Raw genomic sequence first — 24792 nt, forward strand, 5'->3', positions numbered from 1 at the left:
CCATGTCATCCCAGATTAAACAAACACTTGTGATGATACGTGCCAATCTTTTCAGCTTGCCACGGCGCCTCTCGGTCTCGCTTTCAATGGTGCTGTCAATTGCGCTGGTGGTTGCTGTCCTGGTGGGGTTTCTCGCCATGGCCAGGGGGTTTGAAACCGCCCTTTCCAGTGCAGGGTCCCCTGTGGTTGCCGTTGTGCTGGGCGGGGGCACTAACCAGGAAACCGGGTCGGATATTCCGGCCAGTGCCATCCGCAATATCGCGGCAAGCGGCGGCGATATGGGTGTGGTACGCGATCCTGCCGGGAATATCGTTTTATCACGCGAACTTGTCGTACCTGTCGAAATACGGGAGCATGGTAAGAGCCCCGCGACAACACTGGCCCTGCGCGGCATGGATGTAACAGGGCCTGGCATTCGTGACGGCATTACGCTATCTGCCGGGCGCCTGTTTCGGCCTGGCAGCCGGGAAATTGTTGTGGGCAATCACTTGGCTGGCCGCTTTGATGGTTTGAGTATCGGTAATGTCATTCGGCTCGGATCGGTTGAGTGGACGGTCACCGGCCATTTTTCCGCACATGGCAGTGCCTTTGAATCCGAAATATGGGCCGACCTTGATACCGTTCGTGCCGCCTTTGACCGGCAGGGGGATGTGCAAAGCCTGCACCTGCGCCTGCAAGACCCGGCAGCGATAGCAGAACTGAATAACAGGCTTAGAACGATCACGACAACATCCCTGATCGCGGTTTCCGAAGCCAGCCTTTATGCCGCCCAGTCGGGCCAGGTTTCCCGTCTGATCAAACTGTTTGGCTGGCCGTTGACCCTGCTGATGGCGGTTGGTGCAACAGTGGGGGCCCTTAACACCATGATGAGCTCGGTTTCCAATCGCACAATCGAAATTGCCACCGTGCGCGCGCTGGGTTTCAGCCGCCTGTCAGCATTTCTGGCAACGTGGTTTGAAGCCGTCATTTTGGCCGCCATTGGCGCTATTCTTGGTGTGATAACATCCTGGCTTGTTTTTGATGGCTGGCAAGCCAGTACAATGGCAGCCAATAACACGACTGTCGGATTTGCCTTAACCGTCACACCTGACATCATGGTCACGGCTGGCCTTCTCAGCCTTGCGATTGGTTTTTTGGGCGGGGCTTTTCCGGCACTCGTCGCAACGCGGCTTCCGTTAACAGCGGCATTACGGCCACGTAGTTAGAATGTTCCCCTCCCCCGATAAACCGCTACAAAAGGTGGTGGAACATCTTGCAGGTTAAACCGTTTCATTAACAGTGGGCCCGATGGGAATAACGTCCCCTCCCGATGTGAAATTCCCTTGGGCCTGACGCCGACAAACGCCTAATCCGAAATGACACGACAGGAGATCCACAATGAATTGGGATCAAATCGAAGGCAAGTGGAAGCAGTTGCGCGGCAATGTCAAAGAGCAATGGGGCAAACTGACCGAAGACGACATTGACCGCATTGACGGCAACCGTGATCAGCTTGTCGGCAAGTTACAGGAAGCCTATGGCATCGAACGCGAAGAAGCGGACCGCCAGGTCAGCGAATGGTTTGATCGCCTGTAACAGCGTTTTCATCCGGTCCGATACCGTCAGGCCCGACATCCTGCGGGCCGGAAACAAAAGACCGCAACAATGATTGCGGCATTCACATCGCCCCTTTTTGCGCATCCCCCGGCGTGAAAAGGGGTTTTTCCTGTCAGATACAGACCGGAACCATCCCCCATAACCGGCGTAGATCCTGCTTCAGTAATTTATGCTGGCCTAAGGACGAGAGGATGTTAAAAATCCCGAGGCAACAAGATGACAGGATTTTAGGTAACACAATGGCAGTTTCATCCCCCTGTATCGGCATATGCGAACTGGATGCGGAAAAACAGGTTTGCACCGGGTGTTTTCGCCATATTCATGAAATCGGTGCCTGGGGTACGGCCAGCGACGGCCAGAAAAAACGTATTTTGCAAAAGGCGCGTGAGCGCAAAAAACAGTTTGAAAGAAACTAGGAAAATTTGCACGGCATCCCCTAAAGCCACCACCCTAAGCGTCCCGGTACCGGATAATCAGCCTTAATCCGAATTATAATGCAGATCAGTCTCGACAGAGGCCAGCGGCGCTGTCGCCGGGATCACAATACGGAAGGTCGTTCCCTCGCCTTCAACACTATTGACCGTAATCTCGCCCATCAAAACCCGGTTAACGACATTTGCCACCACGCTCAGTCCCAGGCCGCTGCCACCATTGTTCCATTTGGTGGACCAAAAGGGTTCAAAAATACGGTCTGAAAATTCCGCCGGGATGCCGACACCGTCATCCACAATCTCGATGCAAATCGTGTCCTTGGTCAGGGCAAAGGCGCGAACCGAAACCATGCCCGACTTACGCCCGACAAAGGCATGAACCTTGGCATTCTGCAACAGATTCAAAATGATCTGATCAATCGCGCTGGGATAACTTTCCATAGCCAGGCCAGCCGGGCAGCTTTTGCGTAAAATAATGCTGGATTTGCGAAATTCCGGTCGGACCGTTTCAAGCAGAGAATTTAACACAATTGCCAAATCAAACTTGCGGCGGTTCTGGGTGCTCTGGTCCACTGCAGTGCGTTTGAAATGCCCAATCAGGGCAACCGCACGCTCGATATTGGACTGGGCAATACGACAGCCCCCCTTAAGATGTTCCAGATGTTCCTCGACCGTGCTGCGCCTGATTTGCGAGGACCGGAATGCCGTTCCCAGTTCATCCACATCTTCGGACAGGGCCGAAACCGTGGTCAGCGCATTGCCAATCGGTGTGCGCAATTCATGGGCGACACCGGCAACAATGCGGCCCAGCGATGCCATCCGCTGAACTTCAAGCAATTGTTCATCAACACGTTTTTGCACATCCCGGGTTTGACGCCGTTTGATCAAATAATGCGCCCCGACCCAGGATAACAGCCCGCTTAACAGCTCCCAAATTGCGAAGAAAATGAAATCGCGTTTTTCAAAGGCCATCAAACGGCTTTCCAGGCTAATCGAGCCCAAAACCAAAAGGCCATTATCCTCGACCTGACGGGCAATCAACGCCCCACCAGAAATGATGCCTGAAAGCGGCAAATGACGAACAGTATAAAGCGTATCAGCATATTCAAAAACGACATTGCTTTTCTCACTTTCCAGCTTTTGCCACAAAACAGGATCGCTTTTTGCCAGGGTCGTTTCATTACCTGTCATAAAGCCCCACAGATACTGCTTTGGCTTACCAGCCAGCCAGTAGCCATCATTGTTCAGCAGGGTCGTTTGAACATTGCGAGGCGCAAAGGAGCCAAATTCCGCAAGCATTTGTGACGCATCGATATTAAAAACCAGATAGCCTTCCTTGCGACCCGACTTATCGAGGATCTGCGAGATCAAACGCACAGTTGGCCGCCACGGAACCTCGATCTTGCCATTTTCAACATTCAAATCCAGCGCCGAGATATAAACCTCGTCTGCCGTGATTTTTGTCGCCCGCTGGTAGTAATAACGGTCGGACTTGTCCTGCAAGTCCTGGTCGGGAATACGCACAACGCCGCCAACAGTGCGATCCACCCGAATAACCTCCCGGCCATTGGTAGCCAGAATACGTGCCTGAAAAATATCTGGAAGCTGTTTGACGATGACCGAAAGATGCGTCGCGGCAGAATGATCATCGGATAAAAAATTGCGGATATCCTCGGTTTCCGAGGCGATCAGCAATTGTTGCTCGAAACTGATAAAGGCATTGTAGAGGACATTTTCGCGACGATTGGTAAAACGCTCGAGCACCAGTTCGCGATCTTCGCGCAAAGATTTCTGTTCCGCCTGGTACCAGCCCAGCAAACCTGCCCCAAAAAGCAAAGTACAGAACAAAAAAATCAGCCCGAAGATCCACCAGAAACGCAACGAGGACAAAATGGTATGCAAATTTCCGGCACCAGAAAGCAAACCTTCCTGGGCACGTTTGATCATGGCGCGCCGGGCCGTTGTCATTGAGCAAACACCTTGGACATATCCCAGCCTTTTTCCCAGGATATAAAATCGTCTTCCGGCATTGGGCGGCCATACAGAAAGCCCTGCACATATTTCACACCAATGAACCGCAAAATCTGATGCTGTTCGACCGTTTCCACCCCTTCTGCCAACACTTCCAGCCCCAGATTATCGGCAATGGTTTGGGTTGAGGCCGCAATACTTTGCCGGGCTGTGACCACCTGCAAGGGGCTGACAAAGGAACGGTCAATTTTGACCTCGTCAATCGGCAGGCGATCCAGATAACTGAGCGAGGAAAAACCGGTGCCAAAATCATCCAGCGACAGGCGAAAACCGGCCTCTTTCAGCATGGAAATAACCGTGATGCCCTCACGCGCACTGTGCATGGCAAAGCTTTCGGTAATTTCAAATTGCAGGTTTTCCGGCCCCAGTTGCGCATCGCGCACATGTGACAACAACCGGGGCACAAACCCCTTTTGATTAATATCAGACACCGAAAGATTAAGCGAAACCCGCACTTCGGGCAGCGTAAGCTGCTTGCGCCGTTCTACAAATCGCCCGGCAGCCGCCACCGCATGAAAGGTCAATTCCGAAATAAGACCGCTTTTTTCCGCCAGGGGAATAAAATGCGCGGGCGACACCGGTTCGCCTTCAAATGTCCAGCGGGCCAAAATTTCCATGCCAGAGAGTCTGCCGGTTGTGAGGGCGATTTGTGGCTGGAAATGAAACGTAATATCACCATTGCGCAGGGCATCATGCAGGCCGCTGCGCAACTGTACCGACCGGGCAATATTGTCTTGCAGGTCGGGAGTATAAAGCATGGCCTTGCCGGGGGTGTTTTGGGCCGCACGCAATAATGTGGTCCGCACAGCGCGGTCCACCGCGACCGATTCATGGTTTTCCACACCTTCGCGCACCACGCCGATCGTGGCCGACAGGGTGATGCTGTTTCCATCAATCACAAAGGCTTTTTCAAAGACCGACAACAGGATGGTTTCCTCAACCACACAATTTTCGTCAATCACGGCAAGGCGGAATTCCCCCAGACGGGCGACAAAAATGTCATCGCCGATCATGGTTTTCATCCGCGCATGAACCACCATGATCAGGCGGTCAACAAATTCCGTGCCAAAGGCCACGGCAAATTGCGGGGCTTCGTCGATCAGGACCAGGGCGACATGGCAATGCCGATCATCAATATCGATAATGTCAGACAGCTTGCGAAAATAGGCATTCTGGTTGGGAATACCCAGTTTCTGATCAACAAATGCCAATTCATCAAGACGTTTAAGCAGGGCAAGGTTTTCAAAACACAGCGCCAGATTGCCCGAAAACAGCCGCAGCAGCGAGATGGCATCATTATTGACCCTGCCCGCATGCTCAAAATAAACCAGCAATTCCCGGTCACGATTGGCCGCAAAGCGCATGGCAATGCTGTTGCCAATCAAAACCGGTTCATGGCTGTCAAAGGGCAAAGTGCATAGCGAAGTAATGTCGATCCCGGGAACACTGGCAATATCCAGCCCGACCTGATCGTGAAACCGGCCCAGCCCGGCAATAATCGGCAGGCGCATCAGGGTATCGCTGCCTTCCTGTGCTGGACCAATGGCGCAAATGGCCCCTTCCGGTTCCAGATGCAACAGGGCCGCCAGTTGCACAAGCACCCCTTGCGCAAACAGATCAAAACTGCGGCGGCTATATAGATCGCGCGTGCTTTTAATGATCAGTTCCAGCCCACTGCGCGTTTGTTCAAGAGTATTGATATAATCATAGGCACGGATGGAAGCCGTCAGGGTTGTGATCAACCTTGTGCGCGTCAGTTCATCCTTGGTGCGGTAATCGTTAATGTCATAGTCGCGGATGATCCGGCTTTCGGGGGCGTAACCGGGATGACCGGTTCGCAAAATGATCCGGGTTTTGGTATGTCCCTGTTCACGTAATTTGCGCACCAGATGCAGCCCGGCATGTTCTTCTTCCATGACAACATCAAGAAGGATTACCGCAATATCGGGCCGGGAATTGAAAATCCGTTCGGCTTCGGCACCGGAATGGGCGTGGATCAGTTCAAGCGAACGATCAAGAATAGTAACCTTACGCAAGGCAAATTCAGTCGCCTCGTGAACATCAAGATCGTCATCCACCACCAGAATTTTCCACGACGACAGCGCCGGCGGTAATAAGGTGCCATCTACGGGGTCGTCAAGACCAACACCACGGTCGGCACCATCATCAGCGCCGTCAAAAATTTCAATAAAATCGTCTTCATCGCTGTCCACTTTATCCCGATCCCCTTAAAGCCTTTAAATGCCTGCCGACGGGACGTTCCCCCTCAGGAAAATGAAAACTGTCTCCATCATCCTGCCCCTATATGTTTGACCCCCAATCTGAATTGGGGGCATCGCACCCAGTATATCCTCAACACGTTTTTCCCCTTAACCAATTGATTGTCAAACAATAGAATTATTTTAAAAGTTAATTCGCACCATTTTCAAAAAATGTGACTCGTTTCACCTTTCGCCCCTTGTAAACGATCCCTCTGGCACCGATGAGCAGACAGAAAACAGCCCTTTCGTTTTTTATTCAGATTTATCTGATATTACATCGGAACGATGAACAGGCTTAACAACCGGCTGCCGTGTAAAAATGCTTTTTTCTCACCTTTAATTAAGGTGAACATAAAAACTTTCAACTTCAAGGGGTAAAATGGAACAAGATCCAATTACGCCAGCCAATGACGCCGCCAGCCTGCGCCGCCTGATGCGCACGGCCCCCGAAGCAACCCTGGCGACCCTGGCCTTTACCCACAGTCAGGTGGCAAATGGCTGGCCGGTCGCCTCGATGGTGCAGCCGGTGATCGATATGGATGGCGCACCGATTATCCTGATTTCGCAACTGGCCGATCATACCCGTCATATCCATAATGACCCGCGCGTATCCTTGATGTTTCGGCCCTATTCCCCTGGTGGCACGGTAGAAACATCCCACCCCGCCGCCGCACCCAAAACCCCCGTTACCGATACCCAGCGCCTGACAATTTTTGGGCAGGCCACGAAAATTGACGATGCAAGGATCGAACGCCGCTACCTTACTGTTCAGCCCGCAGCCGCCCTTTACGCCGGTTTTGCCGATTTTGCCTTTTACCGCATTGAAATTGAGGCGGCCTATTGGGTCGGCGGATTTGGTAAACAGCGCCGCCTGCGCGGAGAACAGCTTTATGGCGCGGACCTTAACACCCTGACAAAAGGCCATGCCGCGCTAATTGATGATGTGAACAAAAACAAACCAGACCTGATTGCCCAAATTGCGCATTGGTATCTGCCAGCAATAACGGCGCCCAAAACCCGGTGGACACTGGCGGCCATTGACTGCGACGGAGCGTATTTTTCCTTTAATGACACCGTCTTTCGACTCGAATTTCCTCATACAATTTGCAGTATGGAAGATGCGCAAAAGATTCTGGTGAAAATAGGTCAGAAAAAGACCGAAATTCCGATATAAAACGGCAGATTTCCGGCGTTTTCAGCATATATGAACATGCTATTTTCACATTCGGGAAAAGGGTGAAAATTGCGGGTTATTTGACCAAAGCAGCGGTTGCTTTTGCCATGCCATTGTAACAATATGTCGCAATGTCAGGGACCCACCCCACGGGTTGCTTTCATATTTGTTTTTAAACCCCAGAATTTGATCCGACTAGGAGAGATCCGTGCTGCAATCAGGACCCGTTGTCAGCCGTGTAGGCCTTGAAAAACATGGCCTCAAAAATCTTGGCGCTGTTCACTGGAATTTGGACGCCGCAGGCCTTTACGAACATGCCATTCGTCGTTCGGAAGGCAAAATTGCCAAGGGTGGCGCCTTTGTCGCCCTCACCGGCGAACATACCGGTCGCTCCCCACAGGACCGTTATATCGTCGAAGAAGACTCGGTTAAGGCCGATATTGACTGGGGCGATGTTAACCGCCCGGTTTCCCCGGATGTATTTGAGCGCATGTATCAAAAAATCCGCGCCTATTTCCAGGGAACCGAACTTTTCGTACAGGATTGTCATGCCGGTTCCGACCCGCAGTTCCGCCTGCCGGTGCGTATCATCAATGAAAATGCCTGGCACAACCTGTTTGTGCGCAACATGTTCATTCAGCCGCCCAAAGAAGACCTGCGCGATTTTGACCCCGGCTTTACCATTCTGCATGCGCCGGGCCTGCAGGCTGACCCGGAAACGGATGGTACGCGTTCCGACGTTTTTGTCATGGTCAGCTTTGAACGTAAAATGGTGCTGATCGGCGGCACCTGGTATGCGGGCGAAATGAAGAAATCGATCTTCTCCGTCCTTAACCACATTCTGCCGGCCAAAAACGTTTTGCCAATGCACTGCTCGGCCAATATTGGCCCGAACGGCGACACTGCCATTTTCTTTGGTCTCTCTGGCACGGGTAAAACCACCCTATCGGCCGATGCGTCACGCACCCTGATCGGCGATGACGAACATGGCTGGGGCGAAGACGGCGTTTTCAACTTTGAAGGCGGCTGTTATGCCAAGGTGATCAAGCTGTCCAAAGAGGCAGAGCCGGAAATCTACGCAACCACCCAAACCTTTGGGACGGTTCTGGAAAACGTTGTCATGAACAAGCAAACCCGCGAGCTTGACCTTGACGACCCGCGCCACACCGAAAACACCCGTTCGAGCTATCCGATCGAATTCATCCCCAATGCGTCGGAGAATGGCCGGGGTGGTCATCCGAAAAACATCGTCATGCTGACCTGCGACGCCTTTGGCGTTTTGCCGCCAATCGCAAAACTCAGCGCAGCCCAGGCGATGTATCACTTCCTGTCAGGCTATACCGCCAAGGTTGCTGGCACCGAAAAAGGCGTCAAGGAACCGACTGCGGCATTTTCCGCCTGCTTTGGTGCGCCCTTCATGCCGCGTCACCCGTCGGTTTATGCCAAACTTCTGGGTGAACTGATTGAAAAGCACGGTTCGGATTGCTGGCTGGTCAATACCGGCTGGTCCGGTGGCGGCTTTGGCGAAGGATCTCGCATGAAGATCGGCTATACCCGTGCCCTTCTGAATGCGGCCCTGAATGGCGAATTGAAAAACGTTCCGTTCGCAACAGATCCGTTCTTTGGCCTGTCCTATCCGACCGAATGCGGCGATGTTCCGGCAAACGTTCTTAACCCGCGCGAAAGCTGGTCGAACAAGGCCGCCTATGACAAGGCAGCGGCAAATCTTACCGCACGCTTTGAAAAGAACTTTGCCAAATTTGAAGAACATGTAGATGATGGTGTCAAAGAAATTGCTATTCGCAACAGTGCCGAAATCAAGGCTGCCGAATAACATCTGCTTTGTTTAGCACCGGAAGGGCTGACCCTATTCGGGTCAGCCTTTTTTTATGTCGCGAAACATGAACAAAAAGCGGTGCGCCAGACAACCGCAACCAGGGACCGGAATAATGTTACAGATTAAACGCGGTCAGAGGGGAGAACGCGCATGACATGGTTGCGGAACCGGAATTGGGCGATTGGTTTTTTGGCGATATTCCTGTTCTGTGGTATCAGCATCATCGCAGATGCCCACGAAAAACCGCGCCGTAATGTGACGCTGGCCTGCAACCCTTTTCCGCCGTCGAAAATCGCCGAAAACCTGAAAATGCCTGGCTATGATGTGGAAATTCTGCGCGCCGCCTTTGCCGTAAGCGACATCAAGGTCAAAACCCCGTTTTATCCCTGGAAACGGGCATATCTGCTGGCATCAGAAGGGCAGGTAGACGGCCTGTGCTCCTGTTCCTATTCGGTCGAGCGGGAAAACGACCTGCTCTATTCGATCGAGCTTGGAAATGCGCGCATCGGACTGTTTTCCATTGCAGGCCATGTTCCACAATATATTACCAAACTGGAAGATGTGCGCAATTTGCGCATCGGCGTGGTTTCAGGCTACAGCCTTGAAAAATCGGCCGGAGATGCCGGGCTGAATGTGGTAACGGCAACCAGCGAGCAGACTTTACTGGGAATGCTCTATACCGGTCAAATCGATATGATCTATTCTTTCCGCGCGCCGGTTCTTGTGGCACAAAAAAAGCATAATATTCCTTTTTCGCTGGAATATCGCGAACTGAAACATGCCCCTTATTATGGCTGCATTTCACGCAAGATCGACGACGCCTATGCGCTGGTCGAAACCCTCAATCACGGGCTCCGAACCATTCAGGCCAATGGTGTTTATAACAGCATCCTGAAAAAATACGGCGTAAGCGAAATGTCCCTGGCCAATCCCACAAACTGGATCAATTAGTCTCTTTTTACTGGGACGAAAGCCTTTTGCCTTTACCAGAGCAAACGCATAAACATACCTGGCTGCACACAGAAATGACGCGGCCAACAAAACCAGACACATGAATGGAAAAACGCTCTAACTCAAACTCTTGCGCCCACGCCGCGACCGCAATTTCCGCCAATAGCTGGTAATATCTTTTTCCGGCTTGCCAAAAAGATAGCCTTGGGCGTAATCAAACCCGGCCTTGGTCACAAGGTCGCGCATATCGTCGGTTTCGATCATTTCCGCCACCACCTCGACCCCCAGCTGATGGCACAGCCCCACCAGAGAACGCAAAAAAGCCCGGCCTTTTTGGGTTTTCAGCGATTGATGAATCGACGGACCATCGATTTTGACATAATCAACTTCCATCGCGCTCAGATAGCTGAAATTGGCCGCACCGGTGCCAAAATCGTCCAGACAAATTTCAACACCATATTGCCTGAAACGCGCCAGCCAGCGCGACGCCTGCTCAAGTTCGGTAATTTCGGCTGTTTCGGTAATTTCGATCATCAATTGCGGCAGGGCTTTTTTGCTACGCTCGAACAATGCGATCACCGAACGGCAAAAATCGGGATTAACCAGACTGTTGCCCGAAACATTAACCGCCACACGCGCATCAATGCCTTCTTCAAGCTGGCGTTCAATCCATTTCAGGGTCCGGCGCAACATCGCCAGATCAAGCCGGTGGATCATATTAACCTGCTCGGCAAACATGATCAGCTTGTCGGTCGGGATCAATTCGCCATCTTCGCGATAAAAACGGACCAGCACTTCAAAATGGTGAATTTCCGCCGATGGCAGGCGCACAATCGGCTGATAAACCGCATCAAATTCCAGCCGGTCCACACGCTGGCCAAAATCACGCATCGCGCCAAAGGTATCATTGACCAGGTTGGGCATATGCCCGCTCAGGCGTGAAAAGGTAAAATTGTGTTCCTGTTTGTCGCAAAAGCGCCGGATCGAATATAAAACACCACGCGCCAAATCGCCCGGCGGCATGGCATGCGCGGTAAAATCGGTTTCCGACGTCCGCACAATAACACCCTTGCCATCCGGGTCGGCATTTTGCACGCACTGGGTAATCCGGTCTTCCAGGTCGCCAATACGCACTTCGGGATTATGCAACATGCCAAACTGGTTGGTGTTGATACGCCCGGCGGTATCCCCGGCAATGGAATGCGCCCTAAAAAATGCACCGATGGTCGACAGCATTTCGTCACGGGCCACCGTTTCCATGCGGGCGCACAGGGGTTCAAACGCATTCAGGGTAAACAGCGAGAATTTCTGATTCTGTCCGGTTTCGCGTTGCGCCATCAAACGTTCGGTGACAACACGCGACAGGCTTTCCTCGTCCAGCAGGCCGGTTGCGCCATCACGCTGAATGGATTGCAAAACATCATGTGGCAACGAATTTACCGTGACGCGCAAGGCAACAAAAAAATGGCCGTCCAGATCGGGTAAAAAATATCCCGTCAGGGATACTGGCGGGCTGATACGCTCATCAGGGCGGACAAACCGCACCAGGACATTGTCCATCCGGCCACGCCGGCGCGCTACATGCAGCATCTCGCTAACCAGCGGCCTGAAATGACTGGCAAGCAGGTCAACAAAAGGCCCGCCTTCGATTTGCTGGGTCCTTTGCCCCAAAATCCCTTCGGAGGCACCAGACGCAAACACAATACGGAACTCTTCATCAAGCTCCAGCAACAGGTCGCCCCAAACAAATGCCAGTGCTGCAAAACGATTGCGTTCATTGCGCAAGGATGACGCATGTTTCTTAAGACTGTTGGCCAACTACCCCTCGCACGCCAAAACGGCACTCTCATTTCGATCTTCCCGGGAAAACAAAATCATTTTCGCGGAAGCCCCCAATCCGGCATTCACCAGATATACCCAACCCTTTAAAGGCACTTTATCATTCTGACAATTAAAACTGACTTTATGTGGTTTTGTCGAATTTAATCTGTGTGGCACACTGCCCATCACGAATTTTTACGATAAAACCAATTCCAGTTTTATCGCAACCCACTGCGTATGTGCATGTTTACCTGTAGCGGCATTGTGATTGTTCTTCATTCATCCCCCCGGACCCGCTATGACTACAAATCAGTTTCAAATCGGTTTTATCGGCCCGCTTCCGTGATATCCGGACGATTCCGGTCTTTTTCAAGCCCCTGACCAATGGAAAAGGATTTTATGAACCACACTGTTCAGCCAACAGACCCCGCCACCCTGCCGGTCGTTAACGAAAACAGCGTTTTGATCTTTGATCTTGATAACACGTTGTACCCGTCAAGCTGTGATCTTTTTTCCCAGGTTTCTGTCCTGATCGGGAAATATGTAGCCGATTATCTGCGCCTGCCGGCAGAAAAGGCATATCTGGTTCAAAAAGATTATTTTCGTCGATATGGCACCACGCTCCGCGGTCTGATGATGGAACATAAAATCGATCCGGCCGATTATTTGAACAAGGTTCATGATATTGACCTATCGGTCATTGCGCCATCACCCGTACTTGCCAATGCGCTGGCAAACCTGCCCTGCCGCAAGGTCATTTTCACCAATGCCTCGCGCGGCCATGCCAGCCGCGTTATGGAACGCCTTGGCATTGCCGATCATTTTGAAACGATCTTTGATATTGTTGATGCCGAATATATCCCCAAACCGCAACAACAGCCCTATGATCGCCTGCTTGCCCGAGACGGCATAGATCCAACATGTGCGATCTATTTTGAGGACATGGCCAAAAACCTGTTACCGGCAAAGGATATGGGCATGACCACCGTTTGGGTCCATAGCGATTCGGATTGGGCCCATGAGGGACGGGATGACCCGCGTATTGACCATGAAACCGACGATCTGCCGGCCTTTCTGGAAATGCTGGTCAACAAATCAATGCGTTAGTGCGCCGCCATTTTGTCAATCGCCACATATATGTCGCAGTTTGGCAATGATGCCGGAATGATAAAAAGTTATAATCCGTCAAAATACCGAGACGGGCGGAGTTGACTTGACGCCGGGCTTTGCCCATTCTCCGCCGCGACGTATAAAAACAGCCACACCGCAAGGACGACCATAAATGGACAAGATTGAACTTGAAGGCGTGATCAATGTCGCCTGGGAAAACCGCGAACAGATCACCTCGGCCACCCAGGGCGAAACCCGTAAAGCTGTCGAGCAGACCCTGCTGGCTCTCGATAGCGGTGACTTGCGCGTGGCTGAGAAAAAGGATGGAAACTGGACCGTCAACCAGTGGGCCAAAAAGGCTGTTCTGCTGTCTTTCCGCCTGAATGACATGACCACCATCCCCGGTGGGCCGGGCGAAAACACCAACTGGTGGGACAAGGTTCCGTCCAAATTTGCCGGTTGGGGTGAAGAAGACTTCAAAAAGGCCGGTTTCCGCGCCGTTCCTGGCAGCATTGTGCGCCGTTCGGCCTATATCGCGCCGGGCACGGTTTTGATGCCCAGCTTTGTCAATTTGGGTGCCTATGTTGATAGCGGTGTGATGGTTGATACCTGGGCCACCGTTGGTTCCTGTGCCCAGATCGGCAAAAATGTTCACCTTTCCGGTGGTGCCGGTATTGGCGGCGTGCTGGAACCGCTGCAGGCCGGCCCAGTGATTATTGAAGACAACGCCTTTATCGGCGCGCGTTCGGAAATTGTCGAAGGCGTCATCGTCGAAGAAGGTGCCGTCATTTCGATGGGCGTTTTCATCGGGGCATCAACCAAGATCATCGACCGTGAAACCGGTGAAGTCTTTGTTGGCCGCGTTCCGGCCTATTCGGTTGTGGTGCCGGGCTCGATCCCGGGCAAGCCGCTGCCCAATGGCAAACCCGGCCCGAGCCTGTATTGCGCCGTAATCATCAAACGGGTTGACGAAAAAACCCGTTCCAAAACCTCGATCAACGAATTGCTGCGCGATTGATCGCTGTCAGCCCGTGATCTGATTGATTATAAGGGACGAAAGTGCAAAACGCATTTTCGTCCCTTTGTTTATGATTGCATATCCATAAGTTTTTCCCAAAGAGAGGCCCCATGTCGTCCGCCGCCCCGTCTGTCGCCCTGAAACTTGCCCAGTCCCTCATCCGTTGCCCTTCCGTTACACCAGCCGATGCCGGTGCGCTGGATGTTTTGCAGGCCGCCCTTGAAGAACGCGGGTTTGACGTCAAACGCAAAATTTTCAGCGAGGACGGCCTGGACAGCATCGACAACCTTTATGCCCGCCGGGGTACCAAGGGCCGGAATTTCTGTTTTGCCGGTCACACCGATGTGGTCCCTGCGGGCGATGAAAAGGCCTGGACCGTTGCCCCCTTTGGCGGCGATGTGGTGGATGGTCGCCTGTTTGGGCGCGGAGCAGTTGATATGAAAACCGGCATTGCCTGCTTTGTCGGCGCACTGGACCGTTTTTTGGCCGCCAACCCCGATTTTGATGAAAGCATCAGCCTGCTGATCACCGGGGATGAAGAAGCCGATGCTATCAATGGCACCGTCAAATTACTGGAATGGTGCGACGCGCACGGCGAAAAATTTGACGCCTGCCTTGTGGGCGAACCCACCAACCCGAAATATCTGGGCCAGATGATGAAGGTGGGGCGGCGTGGATCCATTACCGGCTGGATTACGGTATATGGCGCGCAGGGGCATGTCGCCTATCCGCATCTGGCAGATAACCCCGTACCCCGGCTTATTCGTGTGCTGGATGCCCTCACCTCGCGCGAGCTGGATACCGGCACCGATCATTTCCAACCCAGTAATCTTGAAGTCACCACCATTGATGCCAACAACCCGGCAACCAATGTGGTCCCGGCCAAAATCAGTGCGGCGTTTAACATCCGCTTTAATGACCTGCACCAGGGGGTTGATCTGGAAAAATGGATCCGCGATACCTGTGCGGAACATGCCGGTGCCCATGACCTGACGGTTAAAATTTCCGGCGAGGCCTTTTTGTCCGCCCCGGGGAAACTGGCCGGGCTAATCGCCGATGCGTCGGAGAAAATCACCGGCCACCGCCCGGAAATGTCCACCACCGGCGGCACGTCGGATGCCCGTTTCATTCAAAAATATTGCGAAGTTGCCGAATTTGGCCTGGTCGGGCAAAGCATGCACAAGGTTGATGAACATGCAATGGTCGATGATATCGACAACCTTGTTCTGATTTACGATGAAATCCTGAACCGGTTTTTTGACTGATCCCGCATGGCGGGAAGGCAACAACAGGCCGCGATGCCGGGGCAAATTTTCCCTACCGGCATTGCGGCATCTTGCCAAGGGCAGGAAAGCCTCCCTATGATGCAAAAGCCGGTCATCCTGTTTCATGGCACGGCATCTTTCATTCCCTTGCGTCAGCATTGACGGATTTCCAACCAATGAAAAAAAACGCCCCCGCCGCCAATGGCGCCCAGCCGGTTCCTGTTTGCCATAAAGGCGATATTGTCCCGCGTATCGCACTGCCCGGCCTGAATGATGTTGCCATAGACCTGACCGACCAGCGTATTGCTGGCGACAGCCTGATTTTATGGGTCGGGACAAAACAACCCACCGCCGATGATATGGCGCAAACCGCAAAATTTGCCGGGCAAATGAAACAAACCACCATTCGGCTTTTCCTGGTGGTAGCGGGCCATAAAGGCAGCCTTGACGAAGATTTCAAACGCCAGATCCCCGATTGCATCACGGTGATATTTGACCCGGAAAACCGCCTGATGCCGGTTTTTGACATCAAGGATCAGGGTTTTATCGTTATTCGCCCCGACGGACGATTGGGCGGCGTATTTTCGGCCCCCGAAGAAGCCATGAACGGATTTCAGATGGCGGTTGCCTATTGCCAGGCCCATTTCGACATGGTGGGATCAGGCGTTATTCAACGCCAGGCACCGGTCCTGGTGGTGGATAACGTGCTGGAACCCGAACTGTGCGACCAGTTGCTGAAATATTGGCGCAAGGGCGACAAACAGGCCAATGGCGTTTCCAAAGGCAACCAAAGCAACCAGGCCGGCGATACCGCGATGAAAGTGCGCAACGATGTCGTGCTTTTGGATGAAAAACTGTTTAACGAGGTTAAAAACCGCATCGTCAAACGGGTTGTGCCCGAAATTGCCAAGGCTTTTCAATTCCAAACAGCCAGCATGGAGGCCCTGCGCATTGGCAATTATCACAGCAAGGAAAAAGGGTTTTTCGGCCGACATCGCGACAATAAAACAACCTTTACCGCCCATCGCCGCTTTGCCGTTTCGCTAAACCTTAACCCGCTGACCTATAAGGGCGGGCAGGTTAATTTCCCGGAATATGGACAGGCGCTATATGCGCCACCTCAGGGCGGCGCACTGGTGTTTTCCTGCTCGCTTCTGCACGAAGCCATGCCTGTGACCGAAGGCGAGCGATTTGGCATTTTCACCTTCCTGACCGATGCCGCAGGTGCCCGCCAGGAACAGGAGATGATGGCCAAACATCGCGGCACCGTGCAGCCACTGGCGATGAAGAAATAACCCGTCCCAAAGCATCCAAAACCAGACAGGCCGGTTGCCATTACCGGCCTGATCCCTTTCAGACTATTCCGGTTTCCAGGTAATTGGCACATAGGCCGGGTGTTGGGCAAATCTCGCAAGCCAGCGGCCAATGCCTGGAAAACGCGCCATATCCAGCCCACCCTCGTCGGCAACATGGGTATAGGCATAAAGCGCAATGTCGGCGATGGTGCAGTCATCACCCACCAGCCAGTCATGGTCTTTCAGACGATCTTCCATGATGGACAGCGCATTATAAGCCGCCTCGCGTTTCATGGGTATCAAGGGCTTGCCATAGTCCGGCGTGCCTTTGACACTCATCCAGGCACGCAAAACCGCAACATTGGGTTCGTGTTCATATTGTTCAAAAAACAGCCACTGATAAACCGCTGCCCGATCCCATTTGTCGGTCGGCACCCATTTGGTGCCTTCAGCCAGAAACAGCAAAATGGCGTTGCTTTCGGCCAGAACATGCCCATCCCCCATATCAAGCGCAGGGATACGCCCGACCGGGTTGATATTTTTGCGAAAATCATCCGTGCGGGTGTCACCCTTGGTGATATCATGTTCAACAAGTGAAAATTCCTGGCCCAAAAACCTCAGCAACAGCCGGATTTTATAGCCATTACCCGATGGCAGAAAATCATGCAAAATCATGGTTTTTATCCTGATAAACGGTCTGTGTAAAATCGGGCCGGCCCCGCAATGCCATCTTTGCTGCAGGATCACTGGCAAACAATCGAATAGTTTTGACGATATTGTTCAATTTCATTGATGGTTTTTTCTGACCAGTTTTGCGGTATCTTTTTCGTCATGCCAAAAAACACGGGAAGCCATCATGGATAGTGATCTTCTGCGCAGCTTTGTTTCCTTTGCCGAATGCGGCAGTTTTAACCGCGCGGCAGACCGTGTGGGCCGCACGCCATCGGCCTTTTCGATGCAAATGAAGCGGCTGGAAGAGACACTCGATCAGAAACTGTTCACCCGTGAAGGCCGCAATGTCGTGCTGACCAACGAGGGGATTACCTTTGTGGGTTATGCAAGGCGCATTTTATCGCTACAGGAGGAAGCCCGCGAAAGCATACGCGGCGAGACACTTTCCCGCCCCATCCGCATTGGCTGCCCGGACGATTATGCCGAAAAAATTCTGCCCGTGGTATTGCGTGCGATCAGCGAAATCCACCCCACAGCACAGTTTTTCATTTCGGTTAATCCGACAATTATTTTACGGCGCATGGTCGATCAGGGCGAACTGGATCTGAGCATTATCAGCCGGTCGGAAAAAGGCGAGGAAGGCTATTTCCTGCATCTTGAAACCGGGGTTTGGGTGACATCACCGATCCATCAGCAACACCTTGAGGACCCTTTGCGCCTGGTATTACCGGCGGAAGACTGCAAATTTCACGCCTGGGCGATTGACGCCATTTCCAAATCGGACCGCCCCTTCCGGCTGATGGCAACAACGCGGCAGGCCGCATCGCTGTTACATCTGGTCCGCGACGGTTTGGGGGTTGCCGCCCTGGCCGCCATTTCCGTAAGTGACGGGTTGCAGATATTGGATCATCAGGATGGTTTCCCACCCCTGCCCGCCGTGGGCATTGCCCTTTTAATCAATGAAGCGGCCCATCCGCTGGTTAATCGGCAACTTGCCAGCACCATCCAGCATCGTGTAAGCACCACCTTTGCCGCCCGTGCAACCACGCGCAAAACGGCCTGATGACGAACAGACCATTCCGTCTGCCGACAAACGAACCGAAAGCACCCATAAATGCCCGCCAAAACCCGCCTTCATGTTTGCATCACCTGCCGGACATCAGATTCGACAGTAAACGGCAACCAGAATGACGCACGCGACGGCAAAATCCTGCTTGATGCTCTGGTCAAAAACCAGAAAAGCAGCGCGGATGTTGAAATTGTGCCGGTAGAATGTCTGAGCAATTGCAAATCGGGCTGTTCGCTGGCGTTAAATGCCGCAGGCAAATGGGGTTATGTATACGGTCATTTAAACCCGGATGTGCATCACGAGGATATTTTGAAACTTGCCACGGCCTATGCACAAAGCGACGACGGCATTGTCCCCTGGCGCGAACGGCCCGAAGGGGTTCGCCGTAATGTCATTGCCCGCATTCCGCCCATCCGTTCCTGATCAGGGCAAAATACCCCGATGCCAGCGTGACCATAAAGGTGCGATCTGGTTTTCAGCGCGCAAGTCATCCAGATAACCATCAAAATGCGCAACCGTGATCGGGGCGTTGTGCGAAATCACGGCGACAAGCGGATAGCTGTTCTCGGCCTGCGGACCAATGGCAATTTTCTCGCCCATATCACGCACCTGCCGAAATTTTTGCGACATGAACCCCGCCGATAAAATACCAACATCGGCATCTTTGCGGATCACGGCTTCCAGAACTTCTTCTTCGTTATATAGCAGAGAAATATTCAAAATCCGCTCAAGTTCTTGCGGATCATCAACAAAATTGACCAGGCGATAATGAAAGCCCAGCACCCCGGCAAGACTGTATTCCAAAATATCCTGAAAATAGCGCGGACCATAAACATTCTCGCGCCGGGCAACCAGCAAATCGGATTCGTGGACAATCGGTTTTGAAAAACCAACCGCCCGACCCGACCAGTTCCAATTCGGATTTTCCAGCAAAATCATATCGACATTGCCCGCCGCCAAATCCTGGTAACGACGCCTGGAAGAGGTCTCAACAGCGACGAATTTAAAATTGTCCTGAACGCGATTAAGCCTATCTAACAAGTCATGGGCAAAGCCTGCCTGCGCACCATCCTGATAAAAATGAATGACACTATATTCGTAAACCCCAACCATGACATTGGTGCGATACTGCGCCTGCGCTGGCTGTGCTGCAAAAACAATCGCAGCCACACACAAGAAATGAAAAAGCAACCTGTCCATGATCTTCATATGCCAGACAATCTGTATTGGACTCTAATGTCTCTTGATAAAGTGGCATCCCACCGCCGCAGCGGCAAAATGACAAAGGGCATTGTGCGCCATTGTACGCCTAAGCCCGTAAAACTGCCACCTTCGTAATATCCTGGAACATCCTGCCGGCCAGCGGGAAATACCGCCATTCCCCTGCCCGGCAAACGCACACGCCCTGTTGCACAACGGCCCGCATCGCTTTCCGTCAAATCTTTCTTGCAACCCAGCTTTCAAGCAAATACCGCGCAATTGAAATTTCACGCGGCAAGTGGATACCACGATTGCCAAGATCGTGCACTTCGGTGCGCGGCACCCACATGGCATATTCGATCTCGTTATCATCAATTACGATATCGGTTGTTTCCGCCTCGCAAATAAAACCCAGCATGAGCGAGCCTGGGAAAGGCCAGGGCTGGGAGGCGATATAGCGTGGCATTTTGGTACGAATGCCGACTTCTTCAAACACCTCGCGCTGGACCGCCTGTTCCAGGGTTTCGCCCGGTTCGACAAAACCGGCCAGAACCGATACCATATCAGGCAGAAATTGCGGCGAACGGGCCAGCAATACATGGTCATCGTGATGCACCAGCATGATCACCGCCGGGTCCGTGCGCGGAAAATGCACGGTCCCACAGGCCGGATTGGAACATTGCAGGCGATACCCGGCTTCCTGGACCAGATTGGGATGACCACACACCCCGCAAAACCTATGTCGCGACTGCCATAAAAACAGGGCACGCGCCTGGGCGGCCAGGGCGGCATCATCATGCGACAGGGCGGCCATGCGGGTACGTATATCGCCAAAGGCCCCGTTCAAAATGATGGCGGCCTGGTCACGGTCCGCTTCTAGCGGCGACACATCAAGGGCCAGCACCGGCGCATTTTGATAGCGCCCCAAATAGGCCCAATTGGCCGCTTCATGATCAAAATCCAGCTGCAACAGGCGTGCCGCATCCAGCAGGACAATTTCATGTTCGCCGCTTTCTTCTGGCCGAACAAACAGCGGATCACCGCCATGACACACCAGAATACGGACATGAGATTCCCGTAAAACCTGCTGACGCCAGCGCAAAGACGCCCGAATTTCAGCGTCGCGGTCCAACCCGACAGACGCATAAAACAACTGTTCCATTTATAACCTGTAATCTTTGGCCAGGATCGACGGGGACGTCGCGGCCTCTGAACTGAATTTTGCCGACATTAAACCGCCAGCCTGCCCGAGGCAAAGGACGAACAGCACGATGACAAAAAATCGCAATCGCCCCTTGCGTTTTTAAACGCCCTGCGCGATATAGGGGGCGAGAGGCTGGTCGTGGACGGACCGCTCGCCAACCCGGTCAGGACCGGAAGGTAGCAGCCGTAACGAGTTTTTCCGGGTCGCGGTCCAGTCTCTCACCCTTTTCCCCTCCAAATCATCATCCGCCCCGCACTGATTTTTGATCAGCCTGTTTGCCTGCCTTTAACCAATCAATACGAAGCCAGAAAGGCGGCAGCATGCCCGTGTAAGCATCCTGCGTTTTCCGGAAACATGCGATGCAGGATGAAAAGGGCATCACGAAAACAGCCCGCTTTCGTCCTGAAGCGCATCGCAAAAGGAGAAAAACATGCGGCACCTTACAGCAAAACTGACGGCTTCCTGCTTGCTTGCCATTGCCTTTATGACAACCCCGGCACTGGCTGACGTTGACATTTATCGTGGCGTGGACGCCAAGCAAAATGGCAGGGCAACGCTTTCGCCCAGCCAATTCAACTTCAACCCGGATCTTTCCACATTCAACGATCCAGCACTTGCCCCGGTACATAAAAGTTGCAACTTTCGTTTTACCGTGACACTGGCAGATGATCCCGAAGTGGGGGATAGTGGACCTGTTGTCGGTCTGGAGGGCTATACTGCCACATACGACAATAACCCCGAAGGCCATTGGGGTATTGCTCATCCCGCCAATGTAAACGCGGACGAGGCCAAAGCAGCAGTTTCCCTGTACGCCCAGGCCAATCGCGGCCGGGTCGTGAACGGTACACAGAATAACTGCAATTGATGGAAACACCCCCATGACCATACGCCATCTCGCCTGTCAATTTAACCCTGATGCCGTGAAAAGCGAGATGGCGTCCTGGTTGCGCCTGCCCTTGTCAAAGCGCCAAACGGCATTGCGCCACGTAATGGCGGACCCACTTGTCGAACCCGTCCTGGATGCCTTGCGCGTCGATACAGATATCGCAAACCGCAATATCAACACGGCGTATGGGGCACTCCTGGCGTCGCTTCGATCGTTCGCCGCCATACCGGGCCTGTCCGACAGCGACTTAACACCGCTGATCGACTGGTTGAATCTGGATAAAACCGCCTTGTGCCCCACCAGCACCAACCCGGCACGGGGGCGAAAAATTGACGATGCCCTGTTTAACGATTTAACAGCCCCGTCTATCGCCAGTGATGACACCATGCCCGAACAGGCCGGAATTCTGCTGCCGCGCGATGTTGCGGCCCTAGGGCAATTTCTGTCAACATCGCTTGCCATCAGTGACCCGACACGTCAGGCGACACATGAAATGCTTGCCAACATTACGACGGATAAAAACGGCTTGCTGGTTATCATTGACCAGTAAAACACAACCCAACCTGATCATGCGATGCTGGCAGCCCACCACATTCACCCTATATGTGCCCGGTAAGCACGCCATATGGCGCGGCATAACGGCAAATACGGCATGAAGAACATATCTGCCCTTTGCCCGCGCCGCCGGATGCTGCTAAAACACAAGCGCGCACCATAAACTTGCCGGACCGGATGAATGACGGATCAGAACCAGACCGCCAGCCCAGATCAAGCAGCCGCCCCTGAAACAGCCAAAAGCGAATATCAGGTGCTGGCCCGCAAATATCGCCCGAAATCGTTCGACGAGCTGATCGGACACGGGCCGATGGTCAAGACCCTTTCCAACGCCCTGGAAAGCGGCCGACTTGCACATGCCTTCATTCTGACCGGGGTGCGCGGCATTGGTAAAACAACGACTGCCCGTATTATTGCCCGCGCGTTAAACTGCATCGGCCCTGATGGCAAGGGCGGCCCCACCATTGAACCCTGTGGGGTGTGCCAGCATTGCCGCGCCATTGCCGAAGACCGCGATGTGGACGTGATGGAAATGGACGCCGCGTCACGCACCGGTGTGGATGACATTCGCGAACTGATCGAGGGTGTGCGTTACCGCCCCACCGCCGCGCGTTACAAGATTTACATCATCGACGAAGTGCACATGCTGTCAAAAAGTGCGTTTAACGCGCTGTTGAAAACGCTGGAAGAACCGCCAGAGCATGTGAAATTCATTTTCGCGACCACCGAAATTCGCAAAATTCCCATTACCGTGCTGTCGCGCTGCCAGCGGTTTGACTTGCGCCGAGTGCAGACCGATGAACTGGTCGCCCATTACCGGCGCATTGCCGGGCTGGAAAATGCCGAGATCGAAGACGAGGCCCTGGCCCTGATCGCGCGTGCAGCCGATGGATCGGTCCGTGATGGCATGAGCCTGCTGGATCAGGCAATTTCGCACGGTGCGGGCAAAGTCACCACCCAGCAGGTGCGTGACATGCTGGGTCTTTCCGACCGGTCGCGCATTTTCGATTTGTTTGATCTGACCATGAAAGGCGAGATCAACGAAGCATTGGAGCTTTTGGGGGCGCAATATGCCCTGGGCGGCGACCCGGCGGTGATGTTGCAGGATTTACTGGACCTGACCCACTGGCTAACCCGTGTGAAACTGGCCCCTGATGCCGCCGATGACCCCGGCGTTTCGCAAATTGAACGTGAACGCGGTCGCGAAATTGCTGCCAAGCTGGCGATGCCGCAACTTACCCGTGCCTGGCAAATGCTGCTTAAGGGCCTGGAAGAAACGCGCATTGCGCCATCGCCCATTCAGGCGGCCGAAATGATTTTGATCCGCCTGGCCTATGCGGCAGAAATGCCCTCGCCGGGTGATTTGATCAAAAAGCTGAAATCGGGCCTGAATGGCCCGCAAGCCGGTAATGGCGGCCCGGCGGGTGGTGGCAATGGCGGCAGCGGTGGTGGCCCGCGCATGCAGGTGGTTAATGGCGGCGGTACGGCACAGGCCGTTTCGCAGCACTATGCCCCGGCCCCCCAGCGCGCCGAAGAGCCCATCTACGCCAAAATGCCCGAAAGCCTGCAAGAGGTTGTCGCCCTGTTATCAGCCGACCGCGAAACAACCGGGCTTGCCATTCAGGTGAAGAACTATCTTCATCTGGTGAAATTTGAAAAAGGGCGTATTGATTTCCGTCCCGCGCGCGGCGCCAATGCTGACCTTTCCAGCCAGTTGATCAAGGCCCTGAACGGCCTGACCGGCCAGCGCTGGATCGTTTCGGTATCCGAGCGCGAACAGGGTGCCCCCACCCTGAAGGAACAGGAACTTGAAGAACTGGAACAGCGCAAGGCGGATGCCTCGCAGGACCCGCTGGTAAAGGCTGTTCTTGAAGGATTTCCGACGTCAAAAATCGTTGCGGTCCATTTACCGGCAGACCAGATGCCGGACCTGGCCGAAGGCGATGACAGCGGATCGGTTTATGATGATGCGTTTTATCTCGAAGGAGACGACGAGCTATGAAGAACCTTGCAGGGATGATGAAACAAGCCCAGCAAATGCAGTCCAAAATGCAGGAAATGCAGGAACGGCTGATGGAAATGGAAGTCGAGGGGCAGTCCGGTGCCGGCATGGTTACGGTCATGCTGAATGGCAAAGGCGAAATGCGCGGCCTGAAACTGGATAAAAGCATTGTTGACCCGGAAGATGTCGAGGTCCTCGAAGACCTGATCGTGGCCGCCTATAACGATGCCAAGGTCAAGGTCGAGGCACAGGTTTCCGAAAAAATGAAAGAAGTCACCGGCGGCCTGAACCTGCCCGAAGGTTTCAAACTGCCCTTCTGATTTCGGATCGGATATGCCCGGCAGTTTGCCACGGCAAAAGCAAAATAAAGGGCGGCATTGCGCTGCCCTTTGTTATTATGGGCAATATCTTGCA

General features: G+C 53.3%; 22 protein-coding genes and 1 other RNA gene. 17 read left to right on the forward strand and 6 right to left on the reverse strand.

The genetic code is table 11. The features are described from left to right. Positions 1-2: 2 nt before the first annotated feature. The 3 genes from LF95_RS20175 to LF95_RS20185 all read left to right on the forward strand — a co-directional run bounded on the left by LF95_RS20175 (position 3) and on the right by LF95_RS20185 (position 2012). Positions 3-1205 carry an ABC transporter permease gene (locus LF95_RS20175; RefSeq protein ID WP_073957002.1) on the forward strand — a complete coding sequence of 401 codons (1203 nt, stop codon included), beginning with the start codon at positions 3-5 and terminating at the stop codon, positions 1203-1205. 172 nt (positions 1206-1377) lie between these two features. Next, on the forward strand, positions 1378-1575 hold the full coding sequence (locus tag LF95_RS20180) for a CsbD family protein (RefSeq protein ID WP_073957003.1): 198 nt from the start codon (positions 1378-1380) through the stop codon (positions 1573-1575). Between the two features lie 260 nt (positions 1576-1835). Beyond that, a complete protein-coding gene (locus LF95_RS20185) occupies positions 1836-2012 on the forward strand; it encodes a DUF1289 domain-containing protein (RefSeq protein ID WP_073957004.1) in 177 nt (58 codons plus the stop codon). A 63-nt stretch (positions 2013-2075) separates the two neighbouring features. Here the strand turns inward: LF95_RS20185 and LF95_RS20190 are convergent, their stop codons facing one another. Next, on the reverse strand, positions 2076-3995 hold the full coding sequence (locus LF95_RS20190; RefSeq protein ID WP_073957005.1) for a sensor histidine kinase: 1920 nt from the start codon (positions 3993-3995) through the stop codon (positions 2076-2078). After that, on the reverse strand, positions 3992-6271 hold the full coding sequence (locus LF95_RS20195) for a putative bifunctional diguanylate cyclase/phosphodiesterase (protein WP_073957006.1): 2280 nt from the start codon (positions 6269-6271) through the stop codon (positions 3992-3994). Before LF95_RS20195 ends, LF95_RS20190 begins: the two co-directional genes overlap by 4 nt. A 427-nt stretch (positions 6272-6698) precedes the next feature. On the opposite strand from LF95_RS20195, the gene LF95_RS20200 reads away from it, so the two are divergent. The 3 genes from LF95_RS20200 (at position 6699) to LF95_RS20210 (ending at position 10281) form a co-directional block, all read left to right on the forward strand. Continuing rightward, positions 6699-7493: a HugZ family pyridoxamine 5'-phosphate oxidase gene (locus LF95_RS20200; protein ID WP_073957007.1), complete on the forward strand. Its 795-nt coding sequence runs from the start codon at positions 6699-6701 to the stop codon at positions 7491-7493. A 208-nt stretch (positions 7494-7701) separates the two neighbouring features. Then, complete coding sequence (locus LF95_RS20205; protein WP_073957008.1) at positions 7702-9327, forward strand: phosphoenolpyruvate carboxykinase; 1626 nt, start codon at positions 7702-7704, stop codon at positions 9325-9327. A 153-nt stretch (positions 9328-9480) separates the two neighbouring features. Then, on the forward strand, positions 9481-10281 hold the full coding sequence (locus LF95_RS20210; RefSeq protein WP_073957009.1) for a substrate-binding periplasmic protein: 801 nt from the start codon (positions 9481-9483) through the stop codon (positions 10279-10281). 117 nt (positions 10282-10398) lie between these two features. Here LF95_RS20210 and LF95_RS20215 read toward each other — a convergent pair whose 3' ends face one another. Beyond that, on the reverse strand, positions 10399-12099 hold the full coding sequence (locus LF95_RS20215) for an EAL domain-containing protein (RefSeq protein WP_073957010.1): 1701 nt from the start codon (positions 12097-12099) through the stop codon (positions 10399-10401). A 402-nt stretch (positions 12100-12501) separates the two neighbouring features. On the opposite strand from LF95_RS20215, the gene LF95_RS20220 reads away from it, so the two are divergent. The 4 genes from LF95_RS20220 (at position 12502) to LF95_RS20235 (ending at position 16790) form a co-directional block, all read left to right on the forward strand. Then, a complete protein-coding gene (locus LF95_RS20220) occupies positions 12502-13209 on the forward strand; it encodes a pyrimidine 5'-nucleotidase (protein ID WP_073957126.1) in 708 nt (235 codons plus the stop codon). A 175-nt stretch (positions 13210-13384) separates the two neighbouring features. After that, positions 13385-14230 (forward strand): 2,3,4,5-tetrahydropyridine-2,6-dicarboxylate N-succinyltransferase, encoded by an 846-nt coding sequence (dapD, locus tag LF95_RS20225; protein WP_073957011.1) that lies wholly within the window; start codon positions 13385-13387, stop codon positions 14228-14230. A 110-nt stretch (positions 14231-14340) separates the two neighbouring features. After that, complete coding sequence (dapE, locus tag LF95_RS20230) at positions 14341-15495, forward strand: succinyl-diaminopimelate desuccinylase (RefSeq protein ID WP_073957012.1); 1155 nt, start codon at positions 14341-14343, stop codon at positions 15493-15495. Positions 15496-15671: 176 nt separating this feature from the next. Further along, entirely contained in the window at positions 15672-16790 is a 1119-nt protein-coding gene (locus tag LF95_RS20235; RefSeq protein WP_073957013.1) for a 2OG-Fe(II) oxygenase family protein, read from the forward strand. A 63-nt stretch (positions 16791-16853) separates the two neighbouring features. On the opposite strand, the gene LF95_RS20240 is transcribed toward LF95_RS20235, so the two are convergent. Beyond that, entirely contained in the window at positions 16854-17465 is a 612-nt protein-coding gene (locus LF95_RS20240) for a glutathione S-transferase family protein (protein WP_073957014.1), read from the reverse strand. A gap of 181 nt (positions 17466-17646) precedes the next feature. Here LF95_RS20240 and LF95_RS20245 point away from each other — a divergent pair, with 181 nt between their 5' ends. Continuing rightward, on the forward strand, positions 17647-18525 hold the full coding sequence (locus LF95_RS20245) for a LysR family transcriptional regulator (protein ID WP_073957015.1): 879 nt from the start codon (positions 17647-17649) through the stop codon (positions 18523-18525). Between the two features lie 51 nt (positions 18526-18576). Next, complete coding sequence (locus LF95_RS20250) at positions 18577-18954, forward strand: DUF1636 family protein (protein ID WP_073957016.1); 378 nt, start codon at positions 18577-18579, stop codon at positions 18952-18954. Here the strand turns inward: LF95_RS20250 and LF95_RS20255 are convergent, their stop codons facing one another. Both LF95_RS20255 and nudC read right to left on the reverse strand, forming a co-directional pair. Continuing rightward, positions 18955-19731, reverse strand: coding sequence for a transporter substrate-binding domain-containing protein (locus LF95_RS20255; protein WP_168173732.1), 777 nt, complete (start codon positions 19729-19731; stop codon positions 18955-18957). It abuts the gene before it with no gap. Between the two features lie 235 nt (positions 19732-19966). Then, positions 19967-20893, reverse strand: coding sequence for an NAD(+) diphosphatase (gene nudC, locus LF95_RS20260; protein WP_073957018.1), 927 nt, complete (start codon positions 20891-20893; stop codon positions 19967-19969). 169 nt (positions 20894-21062) lie between these two features. On the opposite strand from nudC, the gene ffs reads away from it, so the two are divergent. The 5 genes from ffs to LF95_RS20285 all read left to right on the forward strand — a co-directional run bounded on the left by ffs (position 21063) and on the right by LF95_RS20285 (position 24698). Then, positions 21063-21157, forward strand: an RNA gene (ffs, locus tag LF95_RS20265) — signal recognition particle sRNA small type. A 208-nt stretch (positions 21158-21365) separates the two neighbouring features. Then, positions 21366-21800 (forward strand): hypothetical protein, encoded by a 435-nt coding sequence (locus tag LF95_RS20270; RefSeq protein WP_073957019.1) that lies wholly within the window; start codon positions 21366-21368, stop codon positions 21798-21800. A 13-nt stretch (positions 21801-21813) separates the two neighbouring features. Beyond that, positions 21814-22371: a hypothetical protein gene (locus LF95_RS20275; RefSeq protein WP_073957020.1), complete on the forward strand. Its 558-nt coding sequence runs from the start codon at positions 21814-21816 to the stop codon at positions 22369-22371. Between the two features lie 186 nt (positions 22372-22557). Continuing rightward, positions 22558-24378, forward strand: a complete 1821-nt coding sequence (locus tag LF95_RS20280) for a DNA polymerase III subunit gamma/tau (protein WP_073957021.1) — start codon at positions 22558-22560, stop codon at positions 24376-24378. After that, positions 24375-24698, forward strand: coding sequence for a YbaB/EbfC family nucleoid-associated protein (locus LF95_RS20285; RefSeq protein ID WP_073957022.1), 324 nt, complete (start codon positions 24375-24377; stop codon positions 24696-24698). The genes LF95_RS20280 and LF95_RS20285 overlap by 4 nt, the downstream gene beginning before the upstream one ends. Positions 24699-24792 lie beyond the last annotated feature (94 nt).

This window comes from Thalassospira sp. TSL5-1 (genome assembly GCF_001907695.1).
GTDB lineage: Bacteria > Pseudomonadota > Alphaproteobacteria > Rhodospirillales > Thalassospiraceae > Thalassospira.

What these genes read in the sequence shown, in the direction of transcription:
- LF95_RS20280 (WP_073957021.1), top strand. Translation starts at nt 22,558, where the DNA reads ATGACGGATCAGAACCAGACCGCCAGCCCAGATCAAGCAGCCGCCCCT.
- LF95_RS20270 (WP_073957019.1), top strand. Translation starts at nt 21,366, where the DNA reads ATGCGGCACCTTACAGCAAAACTGACGGCTTCCTGCTTGCTTGCCATT.
- LF95_RS20180 (WP_073957003.1), top strand. Translation starts at nt 1,378, where the DNA reads ATGAATTGGGATCAAATCGAAGGCAAGTGGAAGCAGTTGCGCGGCAAT.
- dapE (WP_073957012.1), top strand. Translation starts at nt 14,341, where the DNA reads ATGTCGTCCGCCGCCCCGTCTGTCGCCCTGAAACTTGCCCAGTCCCTC.
- dapD (WP_073957011.1), top strand. Translation starts at nt 13,385, where the DNA reads ATGGACAAGATTGAACTTGAAGGCGTGATCAATGTCGCCTGGGAAAAC.
- LF95_RS20190 (WP_073957005.1), bottom strand. Translation starts at nt 3,995, where the DNA reads ATGACAACGGCCCGGCGCGCCATGATCAAACGTGCCCAGGAAGGTTTG.
- LF95_RS20235 (WP_073957013.1), top strand. Translation starts at nt 15,672, where the DNA reads ATGAAAAAAAACGCCCCCGCCGCCAATGGCGCCCAGCCGGTTCCTGTT.
- LF95_RS20220 (WP_073957126.1), top strand. Translation starts at nt 12,502, where the DNA reads ATGAACCACACTGTTCAGCCAACAGACCCCGCCACCCTGCCGGTCGTT.
- LF95_RS20250 (WP_073957016.1), top strand. Translation starts at nt 18,577, where the DNA reads ATGCCCGCCAAAACCCGCCTTCATGTTTGCATCACCTGCCGGACATCA.
- LF95_RS20185 (WP_073957004.1), top strand. Translation starts at nt 1,836, where the DNA reads ATGGCAGTTTCATCCCCCTGTATCGGCATATGCGAACTGGATGCGGAA.
- LF95_RS20255 (WP_168173732.1), bottom strand. Translation starts at nt 19,731, where the DNA reads ATGGACAGGTTGCTTTTTCATTTCTTGTGTGTGGCTGCGATTGTTTTT.
- LF95_RS20285 (WP_073957022.1), top strand. Translation starts at nt 24,375, where the DNA reads ATGAAGAACCTTGCAGGGATGATGAAACAAGCCCAGCAAATGCAGTCC.
- LF95_RS20200 (WP_073957007.1), top strand. Translation starts at nt 6,699, where the DNA reads ATGGAACAAGATCCAATTACGCCAGCCAATGACGCCGCCAGCCTGCGC.
- LF95_RS20210 (WP_073957009.1), top strand. Translation starts at nt 9,481, where the DNA reads ATGACATGGTTGCGGAACCGGAATTGGGCGATTGGTTTTTTGGCGATA.
- LF95_RS20275 (WP_073957020.1), top strand. Translation starts at nt 21,814, where the DNA reads ATGACCATACGCCATCTCGCCTGTCAATTTAACCCTGATGCCGTGAAA.
- LF95_RS20240 (WP_073957014.1), bottom strand. Translation starts at nt 17,465, where the DNA reads ATGATTTTGCATGATTTTCTGCCATCGGGTAATGGCTATAAAATCCGG.
- nudC (WP_073957018.1), bottom strand. Translation starts at nt 20,893, where the DNA reads ATGGAACAGTTGTTTTATGCGTCTGTCGGGTTGGACCGCGACGCTGAA.
- LF95_RS20175 (WP_073957002.1), top strand. Translation starts at nt 3, where the DNA reads ATGTCATCCCAGATTAAACAAACACTTGTGATGATACGTGCCAATCTT.
- LF95_RS20245 (WP_073957015.1), top strand. Translation starts at nt 17,647, where the DNA reads ATGGATAGTGATCTTCTGCGCAGCTTTGTTTCCTTTGCCGAATGCGGC.